13 protein-coding genes are annotated in these 15,947 nt (G+C 60.5%); 8 read left to right on the plus strand and 5 right to left on the minus strand.

The annotated features are described in order from the left end of the window. Positions 1–128: 128 nt before the first annotated feature. From G9X67_RS15745 to ubiA, 4 genes are all read left to right on the plus strand, one after another. On the plus strand, positions 129–1,388 hold the full coding sequence (locus tag G9X67_RS15745; RefSeq protein WP_171599113.1) for a cyclopropane-fatty-acyl-phospholipid synthase family protein: 1,260 nt from the start codon (positions 129–131) through the stop codon (positions 1,386–1,388). A gap of 67 nt (positions 1,389–1,455) precedes the next feature. Further along, the gene (locus G9X67_RS15750) at positions 1,456–2,037 is read left to right on the plus strand and encodes a histidine phosphatase family protein (RefSeq protein WP_138328861.1); all 582 of its coding nucleotides are present in this window, start codon (positions 1,456–1,458) and stop codon (positions 2,035–2,037) included. A 394-nt stretch (positions 2,038–2,431) separates the two neighbouring features. Then, complete coding sequence (locus G9X67_RS15755; RefSeq protein ID WP_138328860.1) at positions 2,432–3,244, plus strand: MipA/OmpV family protein; 813 nt, start codon at positions 2,432–2,434, stop codon at positions 3,242–3,244. Positions 3,245–3,402: 158 nt separating this feature from the next. Further along, positions 3,403–4,362, plus strand: a complete 960-nt coding sequence (ubiA, locus tag G9X67_RS15760) for a 4-hydroxybenzoate octaprenyltransferase (protein ID WP_171599114.1) — start codon at positions 3,403–3,405, stop codon at positions 4,360–4,362. A 63-nt stretch (positions 4,363–4,425) separates the two neighbouring features. On the opposite strand, the gene G9X67_RS15765 is transcribed toward ubiA, so the two are convergent. Next, positions 4,426–5,403, minus strand: a complete 978-nt coding sequence (locus G9X67_RS15765) for a pyridoxal-phosphate dependent enzyme (protein WP_171599115.1) — start codon at positions 5,401–5,403, stop codon at positions 4,426–4,428. 89 nt (positions 5,404–5,492) lie between these two features. Between G9X67_RS15765 and G9X67_RS35430 the strand changes: the two genes are divergently transcribed. Continuing rightward, positions 5,493–5,954 carry an Lrp/AsnC ligand binding domain-containing protein gene (locus G9X67_RS35430; RefSeq protein ID WP_171599116.1) on the plus strand — a complete coding sequence of 154 codons (462 nt, stop codon included), beginning with the start codon at positions 5,493–5,495 and terminating at the stop codon, positions 5,952–5,954. Positions 5,955–6,113: 159 nt separating this feature from the next. Here the strand turns inward: G9X67_RS35430 and G9X67_RS15775 are convergent, their stop codons facing one another. Beyond that, positions 6,114–6,680, minus strand: coding sequence for a DUF6101 family protein (locus tag G9X67_RS15775; RefSeq protein ID WP_018486292.1), 567 nt, complete (start codon positions 6,678–6,680; stop codon positions 6,114–6,116). Between the two features lie 300 nt (positions 6,681–6,980). Between G9X67_RS15775 and G9X67_RS15780 the strand changes: the two genes are divergently transcribed. Further along, positions 6,981–10,310, plus strand: a complete 3,330-nt coding sequence (locus tag G9X67_RS15780) for a DUF1217 domain-containing protein (protein ID WP_171599117.1) — start codon at positions 6,981–6,983, stop codon at positions 10,308–10,310. 18 nt (positions 10,311–10,328) lie between these two features. Here G9X67_RS15780 and G9X67_RS15785 read toward each other — a convergent pair whose 3' ends face one another. From G9X67_RS15785 to G9X67_RS15795, 3 genes are all read right to left on the minus strand, one after another. Then, positions 10,329–11,759, minus strand: coding sequence for an FAD-binding oxidoreductase (locus tag G9X67_RS15785; protein WP_171599118.1), 1,431 nt, complete (start codon positions 11,757–11,759; stop codon positions 10,329–10,331). A 32-nt stretch (positions 11,760–11,791) separates the two neighbouring features. Then, a complete protein-coding gene (locus G9X67_RS15790; RefSeq protein WP_171599119.1) occupies positions 11,792–12,766 on the minus strand; it encodes an L-threonylcarbamoyladenylate synthase in 975 nt (324 codons plus the stop codon). Positions 12,767–12,911: 145 nt separating this feature from the next. Further along, a complete protein-coding gene (locus G9X67_RS15795; protein WP_171599120.1) occupies positions 12,912–13,520 on the minus strand; it encodes a DUF6656 family protein in 609 nt (202 codons plus the stop codon). Positions 13,521–13,924: 404 nt separating this feature from the next. On the opposite strand from G9X67_RS15795, the gene G9X67_RS15800 reads away from it, so the two are divergent. Further along, positions 13,925–15,169, plus strand: coding sequence for an aromatic ring-hydroxylating dioxygenase subunit alpha (locus tag G9X67_RS15800; protein ID WP_171599121.1), 1,245 nt, complete (start codon positions 13,925–13,927; stop codon positions 15,167–15,169). Positions 15,170–15,315: 146 nt separating this feature from the next. After that, the gene (locus G9X67_RS15805; protein WP_171599122.1) at positions 15,316–15,783 is read left to right on the plus strand and encodes a BA14K family protein; all 468 of its coding nucleotides are present in this window, start codon (positions 15,316–15,318) and stop codon (positions 15,781–15,783) included. The last annotated feature ends 164 nt before the right edge of the window (positions 15,784–15,947 follow it).

The following is a 15,947-nucleotide window of genomic DNA, read 5'->3' on the forward strand; positions in this document are numbered from 1 at the left end:
TAGCCGGCATTTCGGCAAAAATGCAACAGTTTGGCAGCGTTCTGAACAGAGTGCTAAATCCGGCGCTTGTAAGGCGAAAGAGAGCTACTAAGTTGATGTGACCATCCTGTCACATTTGCGAGGCGTCCATGGCGTCGGCATTCTTATCGATCGTCGAAAAAATCATCCGCAAGGGTTCGTTGAAACTTACCCTTGCCAATGGCGAAACCCACACTATCGGCGACGGCACCGGTGAAACCGTTGTCGCCCGCCTTGCCGATCAGGAGGCCGAGGACGCCATCCGGCGCGACCCGGCCATGAAGCTCGGCGAAATGTACATGCAAGGCCGGTTCATTCTCGAACAGGGCAACATCTATGATTTCCTGTCGCTGGTGAAACAGAACACCACCAACGAAATCTTCGATTTCAAGATGGCGGCACTGCTCCTCGGCCGCATTGCCTGGCAGCAGCTGAAGAGCCGCGTGCCGGTCAATCGCAACAAGCACAATGTCGCCCATCATTACGACCTGTCGGCCAAGCTCTTCGATCTTTTCCTCGATGAGGACTGGCAATATTCCTGCGCCTATTTCGAGCCGCCGGGCATTGGTCTCGACGAGGCGCAGCTCGCCAAGAAACGCCATATCGCCGCCAAGCTTCTGCTCGAGCCGAACCAGCGCATCCTGGAGATCGGCTCCGGCTGGGGCGGCATGGGCATGTACCTGGCGGAGGCGACCGAAGGTGCAGAGTTCACCGGCATCACGCTGAGCGAAGAGCAGTTCAAGGTCTCGCGTACGCGCGCCGAAAAGCGCGGCCTTGCCGACCGGGTGCGGTTCGAACTGCAGGACTACCGCACCATGACGGGCAGGAAGTTCGACCGCATCGTCTCGGTCGGCATGTTCGAACATGTCGGCATCGGCCATTACGGCAATTTCTTCCGCAAGGTATCGGATCTCCTCGACGACAACGGCGTCATGGTGCTGCATTCGATCGGCCGCCCGAAGCCGAGCTTCGGCACCAATGCCTTCATCGAGAAATACATCTTCCCGGGCGGCTACATCCCTTCAGTCGGCGAGGTCGTGCCGCCGCTTGAAAAGGCCGGGCTGCTGGTCAAGGATATCGAAATCCTGCCGCTGCATTATGCCTATACGCTGCGCCATTGGCGCGAGCGTTTCGTGGCGCGTAAGGCCGAAGCGGTGGCGCTTTACGACGAGCAATTCTTCCGCATGTGGGAACTCTATCTGGCCGGTTCCGAAATAGGCTTCCGTTGGGACGAGCTCTTCATCCTGCAGATCCAGATCGCCAAGAACCAGTTCGCCGTTCCCGACAATCGCAATTACATCGCGCGGAATGAAGCGAAGCTGAAGGAATTCGAGGCGGCGCGCGCCCCGCTCGAAAAGGTGACGTTCTGATCCCGCGGAAATGCCGCTTCCGCTGGCGGTTTTGCCGAGGGACAGATTCTCATGAAAGGACGTGCCGATGAGCAGTGCGTATCCCGAGATCTACCTGGTCCGCCACGGTGAAACCGAATGGAGCCTGTCCGGGCGCCATACCGGACGCAGCGATATTCCCTTGACGGCGAGCGGCGAGGCCGCCGCCCGCAAACTCGCCGACCGGCTGGCGGGCCTTAGCTTCTCCGCCGTCTGGTCGAGCCCGTCCGAGCGTGCCCGCAAGACCTGCACGCTCGCCGGATTCGGCTCGGGCGCGGTGATCAAGGACGATCTCGCCGAATGGGACTACGGCGCTTATGAAGGCATTACCACAAAGGCGATCCTTGCCGACCGCCCCGGCTGGCAGCTCTTTCGCGACGGCTGCCCGAAGGGCGAGTTCGCTGCCGATGTCGGCGATCGCGCCGACGCCGTCATCCATGCGCTTCGCCAAACGGCCGGCACTATCCTGGTCTTTTCGAGCTCGCATTTCCTGCGCGTGCTGGCCGCCCGCTGGCTTGGGCTGCCGCCGGAAGACGGCTCCCGTTTCGTGCTCGATACGGCCAGCATCAGCGTGCTCGGCTACGAGCATGATCTGACCGAACCGGTCATCCGCCGCTGGAACCAGAGATAGGGCGGAAGCGGGTTTGCTCAGTTCGATAGCAGATGTCATCAGCCGTGTGGCCCCCTTATCCGACCCTTCGGGCCACCTTCTCCCCGAGGGAGAAGAGGGAGCAAGGTGCACCGACACTGCCAAACGAACCCGCCTGCCCAACGGCACGCTATCCAATGGGGTCGGTGACGAAGCGGCATTCTCCCTCTTCTACCCAGCGGGGGTCCGAAGGACGGGTCGAGACTCGCGGCTCGACCCCGGTCAGGGCCCGTAGGGCGGATGAGGGGCCCACACGGCACGCCTTTCATGAGCGCCCTTTGTTTTGCCGTGGTTAACACTGGGGTAACGACATCAGGATAAATGTAGCGAGCGCCGCCCTCCGCGGCTTTGTTTTTGCGTTTTCTGGAGTGTGGACGTGTCTCATCGATCAGTCGTATCGATCTCTTTGGCTATTGCCCTTTTATCTGCTGGCTCAGTGGCCGCCCAGGAAAGCGGCCAGCATTTCTGGTCCGGCGACTGGTATCTGAGCGTCGGCGTCGCCGGCTTCTCCGCCCCGAAATTCGAGGGCTCGTCGCACAATGAATTCAAGTTCAGCCCGCTGATCTCGGTCGGCCGCCAGGGTGCTGGCCCGCGTTTTTCCTCGCGCAACGACAATCCGTCCTTCGCCCTCATCGACAAGGGCGCCTTCCGCGCCGGTATCGTCGGCAAGTTCGTGCCGTCGCGCGATGATGGCGACGGCAACGAGCTGAAGGGCTTGAAGAAGGTCAAATGGGGGGCGGAAGCCGGCGGTTTCGTCGAGGTTTACCCGACCGACTTCCTTCGCGCCCGCGCCGAAGTCCGCCAGGGCATCCGCTCGCATGACGGCATCGTCGCCGATCTCGCGGTCGATGCCTTCACCGATATCGCCCCCGACCTGCAGCTATCAGGCGGCCCGCGCGCGACCTTCGCCACCAGCGGCTATTACGACGCCTATTACGGCGTCAACGCCAAGCAGGCGGCCGCAAGCGGGCTTGATCCCTATAAGCCGTCGTCGGGCATCCAATCCTATGGCGCAGGCGCGGCGCTCACCTGGAAGGCGACGGAAAACCTTTCGGCAAGTTCCTTCCTCGAATATAAGCGGCTGGCGGGTCCCGCCGCCGACAGCAGCCTCGTGCGCGAGCGCGGCTCGAAGAACCAGGTCCTGATCGGCGTCTCGGCGACCTACAAGTTCAATTTTTCCCTGCAGTGATTGACGCGCTGCGCATCCCTCTCAGATGCGCAGCGCTGTAACACTTTGAATTGCAGGATAATTTCATCCCGGGATCGATTCTGATCTAGGGATGATGCAAGTGGCAGCGCAATGATCGCTTCTTGACCGGATCGGCCGCCCGCCGCTAGATGAGCGGCATGCACGATACCGGCGACTTCAACGATCGCGTCTCCGACGCACCTTCCGATAACTGGGTCTACCGGATCCTGCCGTCATGGCTTTGGCCTTATGCGCAGCTGGCGCGCTGGGATCGCCCGATCGGCTGGCAGCTCCTGATGTGGCCGTGCTTCTGGTCGGCGACACTTGCCGCCAATGCGGCGATCGGCGAGGGGCTCTATTCCGGCAGCCTGCTGGTGTCTCACCTGTTCCTTTATTTCATCGGCGCGGTCGCCATGCGCGGCGCCGGTTGCACCTATAACGATCTCGTCGACCACGAGATCGACATGGAAGTGGCGCGCACGCGGTCGCGTCCGCTGCCCTCCGGCCGCGTCACGCGCCGCCGGGCGAAGATCTTCATCGGCTTGCAGGCGCTGGTCGGCCTGTTCGTGCTGTTGCAGTTCAACTGGCTCAACGTCTTCCTCGGTGTGCTCTCGCTCGGGATCGTGGCGTTTTATCCCTTTGCCAAACGTTTCACCGACTGGCCGCAATTCTACCTCGGACTTGCCTTTTCCTGGGGCGCGTTGATGGGCTGGGCCGGCATTCTCGGCGGCCTCTCCTTTGCCGCCATCCTGCTCTACGCCGCCTCCGTCGCCTGGACGATCGGTTATGACACGATCTATGCGCATCAGGACAAGGAGGATGACGAGCTGATCGGCGTCCGCTCCACCGCGCGCCTGTTCGGCGACAGGACGCGGCAGTGGCTTATCGGTCTTTACGGACTGACGCTGGCGCTGATGTTTGTTGCTTTCGTTCTCGCCGGCGCCAATCTCATCGCGTTTCTGGGTCTGCTCGGTGCGGCCGGCATGTTCGCCTGGCAGATCGTCCGGCTCGATATCAATGATGCCGACCAGTGCCTGGCGCTCTTCAAATCGAACAACCGCGTCGGCCTGATCATCTTCTTCGGCCTCTTCGTCTCGCTGCTGTTTGCCATTCCCTGATTGGGACGTTAAGCCCGGCGCGGGCGCCAGCCCTCGCGCATGTCCTCAGATAGGAGGATTGGTCTAGCAGCCATTCGTGTCGTCCTTTGCGGCAGATGGAAGCCATGCCTTGATTTGTTGATCCGTGAGGTTGGCACCACACAGCATAGTCGCTACACGGCAGCCTTTCAGGGCAGATGCCTGCGCAAGAATAGCAGCGAGCCCGGCTGCTCCGGCTGGTTCGACGAGACGCTTCCATGTGTCATGAGCAAACCGCATTGCATCGAAAAGCTGATCGTCATCCACGAGAACGACGTCATCGATCGTGTCTTGAAGCCAGCCGACGGCCGACGGGACGGGAATCCGCACAGCAATTCCATCGGCAATCGTGCGTGCCTCCGGCGTTGAGATCACGTCACCCGCATTGTAGGACAGGGCCATGCAAGGTGCGCCCTTTGCGGCAACTGCGACGACCCTAGTTCGCGGTGATCGTGATTTGAACCAGCACCCTATTCCGGCCGCCAGGGCACCGTTGCCAAGCGGAATGAAAACGGCATCGATATCTTCGACCTCTTCAGTCAGCTCCGCCGCAATCGTTCCTGCCCCTTCGGCAATGGTTGCGCTCGCCCCGTCCTCGACGAACTGCAGTTTCCGTTCGGCGGCGTAGATTTTGGCGGCCTCCTTTGCAGCGTCAAAATCTTCCCCGGCGAGAAAGACCTCCGCCCCAAACTTGCGCATGGCTTCGATCTTCAACGGATTGGCGTTGACACTGGCGAACACCACCAGGGATCGCCCATGCCGCGCGGCATTATAAGCAAGCCCCTGGCCGAAATTCCCGGCTGATGCCGTGACCAGAGGAGTTCTGTCGCCAACGAGATCGGCGAGAAAATACCCCGTCCCGCGCCCCTTGAAGCTGCGGATGGGATTTTCCGTTTCGTCCTTGGCGACGAGCGACAGCGCGAGCCTATCGGAACGCAACAGATTGGTGTTCAGGAAAATCGGATCGATTTTTTTGCGTGCATCGTCGATTTTGGCGGCTGAAAGAGGTGTTTGTTTTGTCATGGGCAGATGATAGGAACTTTCGGCGCGGAAAAACCGCGCTCATGAGAAATTTATAGCGGAATTTCTGCTTATGGGCTTGGTTATACGCTGTGAATGATATTGATCGAACTATTCTGTCGATGCTGCAGGAGAATGCCGACATTCCCGGCAAGGTCATTGCTGACGCGGTCAATCTCTCTACCTCGGCCGTCGAACGGCGCATCAGCAAACTGAAACAAGATGGGATCATCGAGAAGATCGTGGCGGTGGTCAGTCCGAAAGCCGTTGATCGCACCTTGTCCGTTCTGGTTGAGCTCGAAATTCAGAACGAACATCGACACGCGTTGGAGCAATTCCAACGATGGCTGGACCGTGCGCCTGAAGTTCAGTCATGCTGGTATGTCACCGGCGACATGGACTATGTCCTGCTCGTGGCCGTCCGCAATCTTGAGGAATACAATGCCTTCATTGAGCGGCTTATGGGCGAGCAGCAGGCGCTCGTGCGAAAATACAAGAGCCTGATCGCACTCAAAACGGTCAAGCACGGATTGGGACTTTCCGTCTTTGAATGAGAGGCTTTTTACTGGCTACGCAGTGATCCAGTCAAAACTCATCCCGCGGTGCCAATCGAGACAGTCTACGGCCGAATTCGACAGCGTCGCAAAACGGGCATTCCGCGACAGGTGAGTGCGCAGAATGCCCGGCAATGATGTCCGGTGTCGCGATTTCGGTCAGTTGCGGGCGATGATTTCCTTACCTTCGATCTTCATGGCGACGCCCAGCCGGCCGGTGGTGCGGCGCACGAGGAAGCGCGGACGGCGATTGGCGAAGTAGGAATGGCGGCGGCGCGGCTTGAGGTCGCTGGTGCGCAAGGCACCGATGTGGTCTTCGAGCGGCCGGGCGACGCCGTCGGCCTCGACCATCAGCATCGGAATGCGGAAGGCTTCCGACCAGCTGCGCCAGTCTGCGGCAATGTCGCTGAGATCATGGGCGACGAGCAGCGGAATGCAGAGCTCCGGATCGGTGTGATGGAGTTCGAGAGTGACGGTGACATCGCCGTCGCCATGGTCGATGGCGCGGGCGGCGACGCCCTTGAAAACGCGCTTCGGCAGCGCAATCGAGAGCGGCAGGCCGCTGGAGGGGAGGACCTTGCGCAGGACCGCACCACGTTCGTCTATGGTGATATTGACGTCATCCGAACAATCGTGGATGGCGTAGCTGACCTGCTGGGGAAAGCGGGACGGATCGAGGCGTAACGTCGTGCCAGCCCAAGCGGGCTTCATAACGGGATTGTTCATTTCATTCTACCCTTGTCTTACCTGAGAGCCGATTTCCGGTCTTCTCCTTGGGACTTTTCGTCCTCTATGGCCGACAATAGGCAGCTGCCCTTCCGTACAGCTTAAAAATTGCGGTTAAGAAAACTTTGCCTCCTCTGATGGTTATCAAAACCGAATCCGGCAGGGTTTCCGGAAGGTGAACGATGCGGTGTCCTGGAATGATGCATCCGGAGGTAAGCCTCAGGTAAGCTTTGCATGGCAAAATGTGCTCACCAGCATTTCGTCGTTCTTTTAGAGATTTTGCCGAAAAGGGCGCTTTCCATGATCACGGCTTCCCTTGCTTACACGATCCTGTCGCGCGACATGACGTCGAGCCTCAACAAGGTCGCGTCGCAGACGACGGTCAAGAAGGATGCCCAGTATTACGCCGACCATATCAACAAGGTCACCGACGTCGACGACTTCCTCGGCGACTACAAGCTCTACAGCTATGCGATGAAGGCCTATGGCCTCGAGGACATGACCTACGCCAAGGCCTTCATGAAGAAGGTGTTGGAAAGCGATCTGACCGATCCCAACAGCTACGCCAACAAGCTCTCCGATACGCGTTACCGCGAATTCGCCGCCGCCTTTAATTTCAATGCGCCGGAGAAGGACGTGCAGACAGACGCGCAGGAGGACGATCTCATCGGCCTCTACAAGCAGTCCTTCGCCGATGCCGAAAAGGCCGCGAGCGCCGAGAGCACCTATTACGGCAACAATATCGATAGCGTGCAGAGCGTCGACGACCTGGTCAACAACACCCGGCTGCGCACCTATGTGCTGAAGACCTTCAACATCGACCCCACCTATGCGTCGAAGGATTTTCTGCGGCAGGTGCTGACCAGCGATCTCAGCGATCCCACGAGCGTCGTCAATACGCAGGGCGGCGACAAATACAAGGCGCTTGCCGCCCAGTTCAGCTTCAACGCCGACGGCACCGTCACCGGCACGGCCCAGACCGCCGCGCAGAAGGCCTCGGTCATCGAGTCCTACACGCTGAATTCCCAATCGGTCATCATCGACAATTCGGTCGGCTCCGACGTCTACTATGTCGGCAAGACGGCGGCCGAATACAACAAGGCCTATTACACCGCCAAGATCGGCACGATCACCAATGTCGACGACCTGGTCGCTGACAAGCGCCTGACCTCCTACATCACGACGGCCTACAGCATGGGCGCCGACTTTACCGCTGCAGCGCTGCGCACGGTGCTGACCGACCCCGGCTATGCCCAGCTGATGGGCTTCACCAACGTCTACAATGCTTTCAATTTCAAGGCCGACGGTTCGACGTCGAACACGGCGCGCGTCCAGTCTATCGCCCAGGCGAACAATCTGCAGTCGGCTGCGTCGAACACCGGCAATTATTATACCTTGACCTCGCAATCGAGCAGCATCACCAATGTCGATGACCTGCTCGCCGACAACGTGCTGGCGCGCTACATCAAGGATGCCTATGGTCTCGGCACGAGCTTCAGCAATGCCGACCTGAAGAACATCCTGACGGATTCGGCCTATGCCGCAGCTCAGGGCCATGCCGACATCAATGCCGACTTCAATTTCCAGGCGGACGGTTCGATCAACGGTTCGGTGATTCAGACGGAAGCACAGCGCAAGTCGACCACCGACAAGTCGGCGGCGAACGCCGCGCATTTCAACGGCATGATCGGCAATGTCACCGATGTCGATGACATCATGTCGGATGCCGTTGCCGTGAGCTACATCAGAAACAGCATGCAGATCGCAGACAGCGTCTCTGATGCGACCTTGAGGACCATCCTGGTCGATCCCGCGGCTGCCAGCGCCCAGGGCTATAGCGACGTCCACGATCTTTTCAATTTCAAGACGGATGGTTCTGTCGCCACCCTTTACGCCTCGCAAAGCGCCTCACAAAGCGCGAGCACCACCAGCAAGGCGAATGATGCGGCCGTCTATTACCAGGCGACCATCGCCGGCATCTCGGACGTCGATCAGTTGCTGGCAGACCAGAAACTGAACAATTTCGTCCGCAATGCTTTCGGCATCCCATCGACGGTCAGCGATCTCGATCTCAGGAATATCCTGACTGACCAGAGCGGCACCGGCACTTATGCCGACGTTGCCGCTGCCTTCAACTTCAAGGCGGACGGCACGCTTGAAGATGGTATGCAGGCGCAGACGGCCGCCCAGATCAGCAATACGAAAATTAGTGCGACAGCGCGGACCAACGACTATTCCGCACGCATGGGGGCGATCGCCAATGTCGATGATCTTATTGCCGATGACGGCATCACCAATTTCCTGAAGAGCACTTACAATCTGCCTTTCGATATCTCGAACGCTGACCTGAAGAGCATTCTGACCGATGCGACGGCGGCTGCAGCAGCCGGTCACGCCGATCTCAATGCCGACTTCAACTTCGCCGCCGATGGATCGCTTCCCGTCGTCAGCTCGGTCCAGACGGCCGACCAGGCGCAGACCACCAACGATAACTACGCCGCGCGCTATGACGACGAGCGCGACGAGGCGATCGACGAGGTCGCTGCCAATTACAAGAGCCTGATGGCGGATACCAGCCGCCTGCAGAATTTCTCCGACATCAAGAGCGTCAATGATTTCCTGCGCACCAATTCGGCGGTCGATTTCAGCAAGAGCAACGACAATCTGCCGGATCTCTTCCATGTGGCGCTGCAGGCTTTCGGCCTGACTGACCAGGACGTATCGCGTTCGATGATGCGCAAGATCCTGACCAGCGATGCCTATGATCCGAACGGCTATGTCGCCTCGCTCCAGGATGAACGTATCACCAATCTTGCCCGCGCCTTCAATTTCGGCCCCGACGGCAAGGCGGCATCACCCTTCCAGGCACTGCCCGACGCGACCATGGCCAAATACGCCACCGACTATAGATCGCATATCACCATGCTGATGAAGGACGGTCCGGTGAAGGACAAGGCGGCGAAGGACGCGACGGCTGAAGTCGATTATTTCGCCAAGGGCATGGCGAAGGTGAAGTCGCTTGACGATTTCCTGGATGACAGCCGCCTGACCGATCTGGTGCTGAAGGCGAACAACCTTGACCCCAAGGATTACGACAAGGCGACGCTGAAGAAGATCTTCACGTCCGATCCCGACGACAAGAAGAGCTATCTCAACGCCACCGCCGATGCACGATTCAAGGACATCGTCGCCGCATTCAATTTCGACAAGGATGGCAACCTGACCCGCGCCAAGATCGGCACCATCCAGAACAAGGCGGCCGAGGAGCATACGCAGGAGCTCTACGTTCAGCAAACGATGGAAGCCCAGGAAGGCGAAAGCAATGACGGCGTCCGCCTGGCGCTCTATTTCAGCCGCAAGGCCTCGAGCATCACCTCGATCTATGGGATCCTCGGCGACAAGGCGCTTTATCAGGTCATCACTACCGCCTACAGCCTGCCGTCGCAGATCTCGGGCATGGATGTCGCCAAACAGGCCGATCTGATCAATCGCTTCGTCAAGCTCGAGGATCTCCAGGATCCGAAGAAGGTCGACAAGCTGCTGCGCCGGTTCACCGCGATGTACGACGTCCAGAACGCCACCCAGCAGTCGCCGGCGCTGATGATCCTGACCAACGGCGGTACGCAGTAGGCCTGATGGCGTGCAGCCTCACGGATCGAGGCTGACGACCTTTCCCGGGTTCATGATATTGGCGGGGTCGAAGGCGCGCTTGATGCGGCGCATCAGTTCGATTTCGATGGTTGGGCGGATCGCCGCCAACTCGTCGCGCTTCAGCTGGCCGATGCCGTGCTCGGCCGAGATCGAGCCGCCATGGGCCAGCACCAGCCCGTGGACGATATGGTTCATCTCGCGCCAGCGGGCGATGAAGGCGGCCTTGTCGGCACCGAGCGGCTGGGAAATATTGTAATGAATATTGCCGTCGCCCATATGGCCGAAGGCGCAGATGCGGGCGCCAGGCATGGCCGCCATCACCGCTTCTTCGGCCTCGGCCATGAAATGCGGGATCTTCGACACCGGCACCGAAACATCGTGCTTGATCGACCCGCCTTCCGGCTTCTGAGCATCCGACATGCTTTCGCGCATGTGCCAGATCGCCTTCTGCTGCGCTACCGATGCAGCGATTGCGGCATCCAGCACCAGCCCGGCCTCAAAACCCTGTTCCAGCACGCTGTTCATCATCCGTTCCGCCGTCTCGGCCGAATCCGACGTCGAAATGTCGATCAGCACGTACCAGGGATAGGCCGTTTCCAGCGGATCGCGCACACCGTCGATGTGGCGCGTGGTGATCTCGACGCCGAAACGCGGCATCAGCTCGAAACCGGTCAGCGAGGCGCCACAGAGGCTGGAGGCGAGGTTGAAGAGGGCAAGGGCATCCGTCACCGAATTCAGGCCAGCGAAGGCCACCTGATGGCCGAGCGGCTGGGGAAAGAGCTTCAGCACTGCGCCGGTGATGATGCCGAGCGTGCCCTCGGCGCCGATGAAGAGATCGCGCAGGTCGTAGCCGGTATTGTCCTTCTTCAGGCGGCGTAAACCGTCCCAGATCTCGCCGGTCGGCAGCACCACTTCGAGGCCGAGGCAGAGCTGGCGCATATTGCCGTAGGCAAGCACGGCCGTGCCGCCGGCATTGGTGGAAAGGTTGCCGCCGATGCGGCAGGAGCCTTCCGAGCCGAGCGACAGCGGAAACAGCCGCCCATGCGCCTCGGCCGCCTTCTGCACCTCGGCCAGGATAACGCCGCCATCGGCCACCAGCACGTTCGCCACCGGATCGACATCACGGATCTTGTTCATCCGCTCGAGCGACAGGATGATATCGGACTTGCCCTGACGCGGCGTCTGGCCGCCGACGAGGCCGGTATTGCCGGTCTGCGGCACGATCGCCGTTCCGGTCTCCGTCGCAAGCTTCATGATATCAGAGACTTCCTCGACCGAACCGGGTTTGAGCAGGAGAGGGGAGGAGCCGTGATAGAGCCCGCGGTTTTCGATCAGATGCGGCGCAAGGTCGGCCTCGCTGCGAAGCGCGTATTTTTCGCCGACGATCGCCACGAAGCGGTCGAGACCCTCGTTGGAAATGCTGCTCATCGGGCTCGATTCTCCATCCTGTTCCCGGTCCTTCAGTCGCGGGGCGCGGCTGCCCGCTGCAGCCGGTCGTTGATCGCTTCGCCCAACCCCTCCTCGGGAATCGGCGAAAAGGCGATGCTCCGGGCGCCGCTGGCATCGGCCCGCTTCATGTAGTCGAAAAGATTGGCGGCGGCCTCTGCAAGGTCGCCGCGCGGGCTGAGATCAAGCACGATGCGGGCACTGTCTGCGCCGGAGACCGCAGCGCTGCCGAAGGCGATCAGCGCTTCGCCGGGTTCGACTGCCATTGCATTGAGGCGCACGGATGCACCCGGCGCGTAATGCGAGGCGAGCATGCCAGGCGCCTCAATGGCCGCCGATGGCGCCTTCGCCCGCAGCAGCGGTTGGCCTGCAACACGTTCGATCTCACGCGCCGCCAGTCCACCCGGCCGAAGCAGCCTGAGTTGGCCGCCCTCCGCCTTGACGATCGTCGATTCGACACCGACAGCACTCGGGCCAGCATCGAGGATCAACGGGATTTTCGCTCCGAGATCGGCTTCGACATGGGCGGCACTCGTGGCGCTGACCCCGCCTGAGGTATTGGCGCTGGGGGCTGCGAGCGGCCGACCGAAGGCGCCGATCAAAGCGCCGGCAAATCCCTTCGGCACGCGGATACCGACGCTGTCGAGCCCGGCAGTTGCCAGCGAATGGATCGGGCTTTCCCGCTTCAGCGGCAGCACGAGGGTGAGCGGGCCGGGCCAGAAGGCTTTGGCGAGCGCCCGCGAGACCGGGTCGAACTCGGCATGCTCTTCGGCCATCGCGAGATCGGCCATATGGCAGATCAGCGGGTTGAAGCGCGGCCGTCCCTTTGTCTCGTAAATGCGGGCGATGGCCAAAGGATTGGTGGCGTCGGCGGCAAGGCCGTAGACGGTCTCCGTCGGGATGGCGATGGCAAAGCCGCCGGCAAGAGCGGCTGAGGCCGCCTCGAGCGCTGCCTGCCTGTCTGCCGTGATATCGATCGTGCGTGCCATGTCCTGCCCGTGTTCGTCCTGGCAGTCATTAGGCTTTCCGCCGCCCGCGATCAATCGCGTTGTTCATCTATGCATGTCGCCCAAAAGTGTGCAGCGGTTTTGGGACAACGACATGCATCAAGCAAGGACCTAAGCGCGTCGCGCTTTAGAGTTGGCGGATGATTTCGCGCAGCTGTTCGTTGCGGGCGCCGAGCAGCAGGATGTTGCGGATCGCCGCCTGCGGATCGTGGGTGCGGAAGAGCAGGCCGTTGCCGCGCACCGAGCGGTCGATGCTCATCTTTTCCGCGGAATTCTCGCCAGGTTTGATCGCGACGGCGAAATACATGCGGGAATAACCGACATCGATGCGTTCGAAGAAATTGTCGTTCTCGCCGATGTCGGAATAGAAATTCGAGATGTAGAAGGCCCAGCTTACCTCTTCGTAATGAGCGAATTTCGTCCGCGCGGCGGTGACGTGGCAATAGCCGAGATGCGGGCTGTCCTCCAGCGTCCGGTGGAAGATCATCTTCGGAAACTGGATCGAGTGGTGAAAGCCGTTGATGTGCTGATGCGTCTTCTCGCCAGCCACCTGCAGCTTGCGGCCGGTCTTCGCGGCGACCTCGTCATGGGTGAAATACCGCTTTTCCTCGGCCAGCCAATGCCGCCGCTCGCGGGGGATGCGGCCGGTGCGGAGGAATTCGGAATGGGCGGCAATCAGCTGCGGCTCTTGCGATCTGCTCGCATCTTTCGCGTCGAAATAACGGAGTCTGGCCATGGTTCGCGTTCTTCGGTCGGTCGGTGATCATCAGGAGGATAGGACCGTATGCTTAAGGCGATGTTAAAAAATGGCCCCTCAGCCGGCCGGCTGAAGGGCAAATGCCGGCAGATGTCGCAAACGCGACTGACATCGATATCAGGCAGCCGACCTCTTTGCGGAGCGGGTCTTTACGCCATGTCGCAATTGACGATAATTGCCCGGAGAGTCGGGCGATGTCATCGACCGGGATCGGCAGCTTCAAGCCGTGCCGCATCCTGTCGTCAATTTCGAAGCCGATGTCGCATTACAACCAAGCGGCAGGCAGGCTCGGTGATTAAATGACGCCATGAGAGAAGGAAGCGGGCGCGCTTCCGCCGGCCTTCTTGCCGGAAGGCGGCAGCCGGGTGCACGAGGACATGAAGATGGATATTCGCAGCAACGTTTTGCGTCAGCTCAAGAGCCGCCGTGAGGGCTTCAGTCTCGAACAGCCGTTCTATATCGACGAGGATTATTTCCAGCTCGACATGGAGATGATCTATTATCGCGACTGGCTGTTCATCGGCCATGATTGCGAGCTGCCGAAGCCGGGTGCCTATTTCACCGTTCAGATCGGCAGCTATCCTGTCGTCATCGTCCGCGGCCGCGACAATGTCATCCGTGCCTTCCACAACAGCTGCCGCCATCGCGGCTCGCGCGTCTGCACCAAGGAGCACGGCTCCTCCGTGCGCCTCGTCTGTCCCTATCATCAGTGGACCTATGATCTCGAAGGCAAGCTCGCCTTCGCCCGCCACATGGGCGATGATTTCGACAAGACTGGCTTCAACCTGAAGCCCGTCCATTGCGAAATCGTCGCTGGCTATGTCTTCATCTGCCTTGCCAACACCGCCCCGGATTTCCAGCCGGTGCGCGACAAGATCGAACCCTATGTCGCGCCGCACCGGATCAGCGAGAGCAAGGTCGCCTTCCAGAGCACGATCATCGAGAAGGGCAACTGGAAGCTTGTCTGGGAAAACAACCGCGAGTGCTATCACTGCGCCGCCAATCACCCCGAGCTCTGCCGCACCTATCCCGAAGCCCCGAGCGTCACCGGCACGGATGGCGGCGCCGACGATCCCGAGATCGCCGGCCATTGGGCGCGCTGCGAGGCGGCCGGCCTGCCGAGCAAGTTCCAGATTTCGCCGGACGGTCAGTTCCGCACCGCCCGCATGCCGCTGATCGAGGATGCAGAGAGCTACACCATGTCGGGCAAGAGCGCGGTCAAGCGCGCGCTTTCCGACGATATCTCGATCAGCCATATCGGCACCATGCTGCTCTTCCACTACCCGACGACGTGGAACCATCTGCTCGGTGACCACGCCATCTCCTTCCGCGTGCTGCCGCTCAGCGCCAATGAGACGGCGGTGACGACCAAGTGGCTTGTCCACAAGGATGCCGTCGAAGGTGTGGATTACAATCTCGAGGAACTGACCCACGTCTGGACCGAGACCAACGATCAGGATCGCCGCATCGTCGAGGAAAACGCCTTCGGCATTCGCTCGCCCGCCTATGAGCCCGGCCCCTATTCCGCCTTGCACGAGGGCGGCGTCATGCAGTTCCTCGAATGGTATTCGAACTTCATGGTCAACCGTCTGCAGGGCGACCAGGCGAAAATCTCCGCCGTTGCCTGATAGCGCTTTGCCGCACCGGTTAATGTCCGGTTCAGTTCAACTGATCTAAAAGGGAGAGCAGGCCGGCCCCGGCCGCTTTCGGAACCATTCGGGCGCGAAGACGTTGCTGGGCAGGCGGTGATCGCTGTTGAATGGGAGTTGAAGCAATGATCGGTTTGAGAAACAAGATTGCGACCGCAGTTCTGGCTGCCGCCGTGGTGCTGACGGGCTTCGTGCCGTCCCAGGCAATCCAGATGCCCACCGCCCCGCAGGTGGAAAAATCCTCCGACGTCGAGAGCGTCCAGTACCGCCGCTATTACCGTCCCGGCTACCGGCCTGGCTATCGTCCCGGCGCCTATTACCGGCCCGGTTATTACGGCGGCTATCGCGGCTATTCCTATCAGCGTCCGGGCTATCGCCGCTATAACGGCTATTGGTATCCGCTCGCCGCCTTCGGCGCCGGCGCGGTCATCGGCGGCGCTATCGTCGCGCAGCCGCGTTACGTCGCGCCCGCTCCCCGCATGGGTTCGAGCCACGTCGCCTGGTGCGCAAACCGCTACCGGTCCTATCGCGCCTACGACAACACGTTCCAACCCTATAACGGCCCGCGCCAGCAGTGCTATTCGCCGTATTGATAAGGCGTAGGAAGCGCGTTGCGCTTCCAATCGCTAAGTGTCAACGCAGCGTGATGCCATAGGCGCAGCGCCGTTCCATTCGTTGCGTCGGCGGCGAGTTCGGCCGGAACGTAACCCCACCTTCCGTCATCCTCGGCCTTGAGCCGAGGATCCATGCCCTCGGC

The organism is Rhizobium sp. WYCCWR 11152, assembly GCF_013087615.1.
GTDB classification, from domain to species: domain Bacteria; phylum Pseudomonadota; class Alphaproteobacteria; order Rhizobiales; family Rhizobiaceae; genus Rhizobium; species Rhizobium indicum.

Coding starts and splice junctions, on each gene's coding strand:
- G9X67_RS15745 (WP_171599113.1), top strand. CDS start 129: ATGGCGTCGGCATTCTTATCGATCGTCGAAAAAATCATCCGCAAGGGT.
- G9X67_RS15750 (WP_138328861.1), top strand. CDS start 1,456: ATGAGCAGTGCGTATCCCGAGATCTACCTGGTCCGCCACGGTGAAACC.
- ubiA (WP_171599114.1), top strand. CDS start 3,403: ATGCACGATACCGGCGACTTCAACGATCGCGTCTCCGACGCACCTTCC.
- G9X67_RS15765 (WP_171599115.1), bottom strand. CDS start 5,403: ATGACAAAACAAACACCTCTTTCAGCCGCCAAAATCGACGATGCACGC.
- G9X67_RS15775 (WP_018486292.1), bottom strand. CDS start 6,680: ATGAACAATCCCGTTATGAAGCCCGCTTGGGCTGGCACGACGTTACGC.
- G9X67_RS15780 (WP_171599117.1), top strand. CDS start 6,981: ATGATCACGGCTTCCCTTGCTTACACGATCCTGTCGCGCGACATGACG.
- G9X67_RS15785 (WP_171599118.1), bottom strand. CDS start 11,759: ATGAGCAGCATTTCCAACGAGGGTCTCGACCGCTTCGTGGCGATCGTC.
- G9X67_RS15790 (WP_171599119.1), bottom strand. CDS start 12,766: ATGGCACGCACGATCGATATCACGGCAGACAGGCAGGCAGCGCTCGAG.
- G9X67_RS15795 (WP_171599120.1), bottom strand. CDS start 13,520: ATGGCCAGACTCCGTTATTTCGACGCGAAAGATGCGAGCAGATCGCAA.
- G9X67_RS15800 (WP_171599121.1), top strand. CDS start 13,925: ATGGATATTCGCAGCAACGTTTTGCGTCAGCTCAAGAGCCGCCGTGAG.
- G9X67_RS15805 (WP_171599122.1), top strand. CDS start 15,316: ATGATCGGTTTGAGAAACAAGATTGCGACCGCAGTTCTGGCTGCCGCC.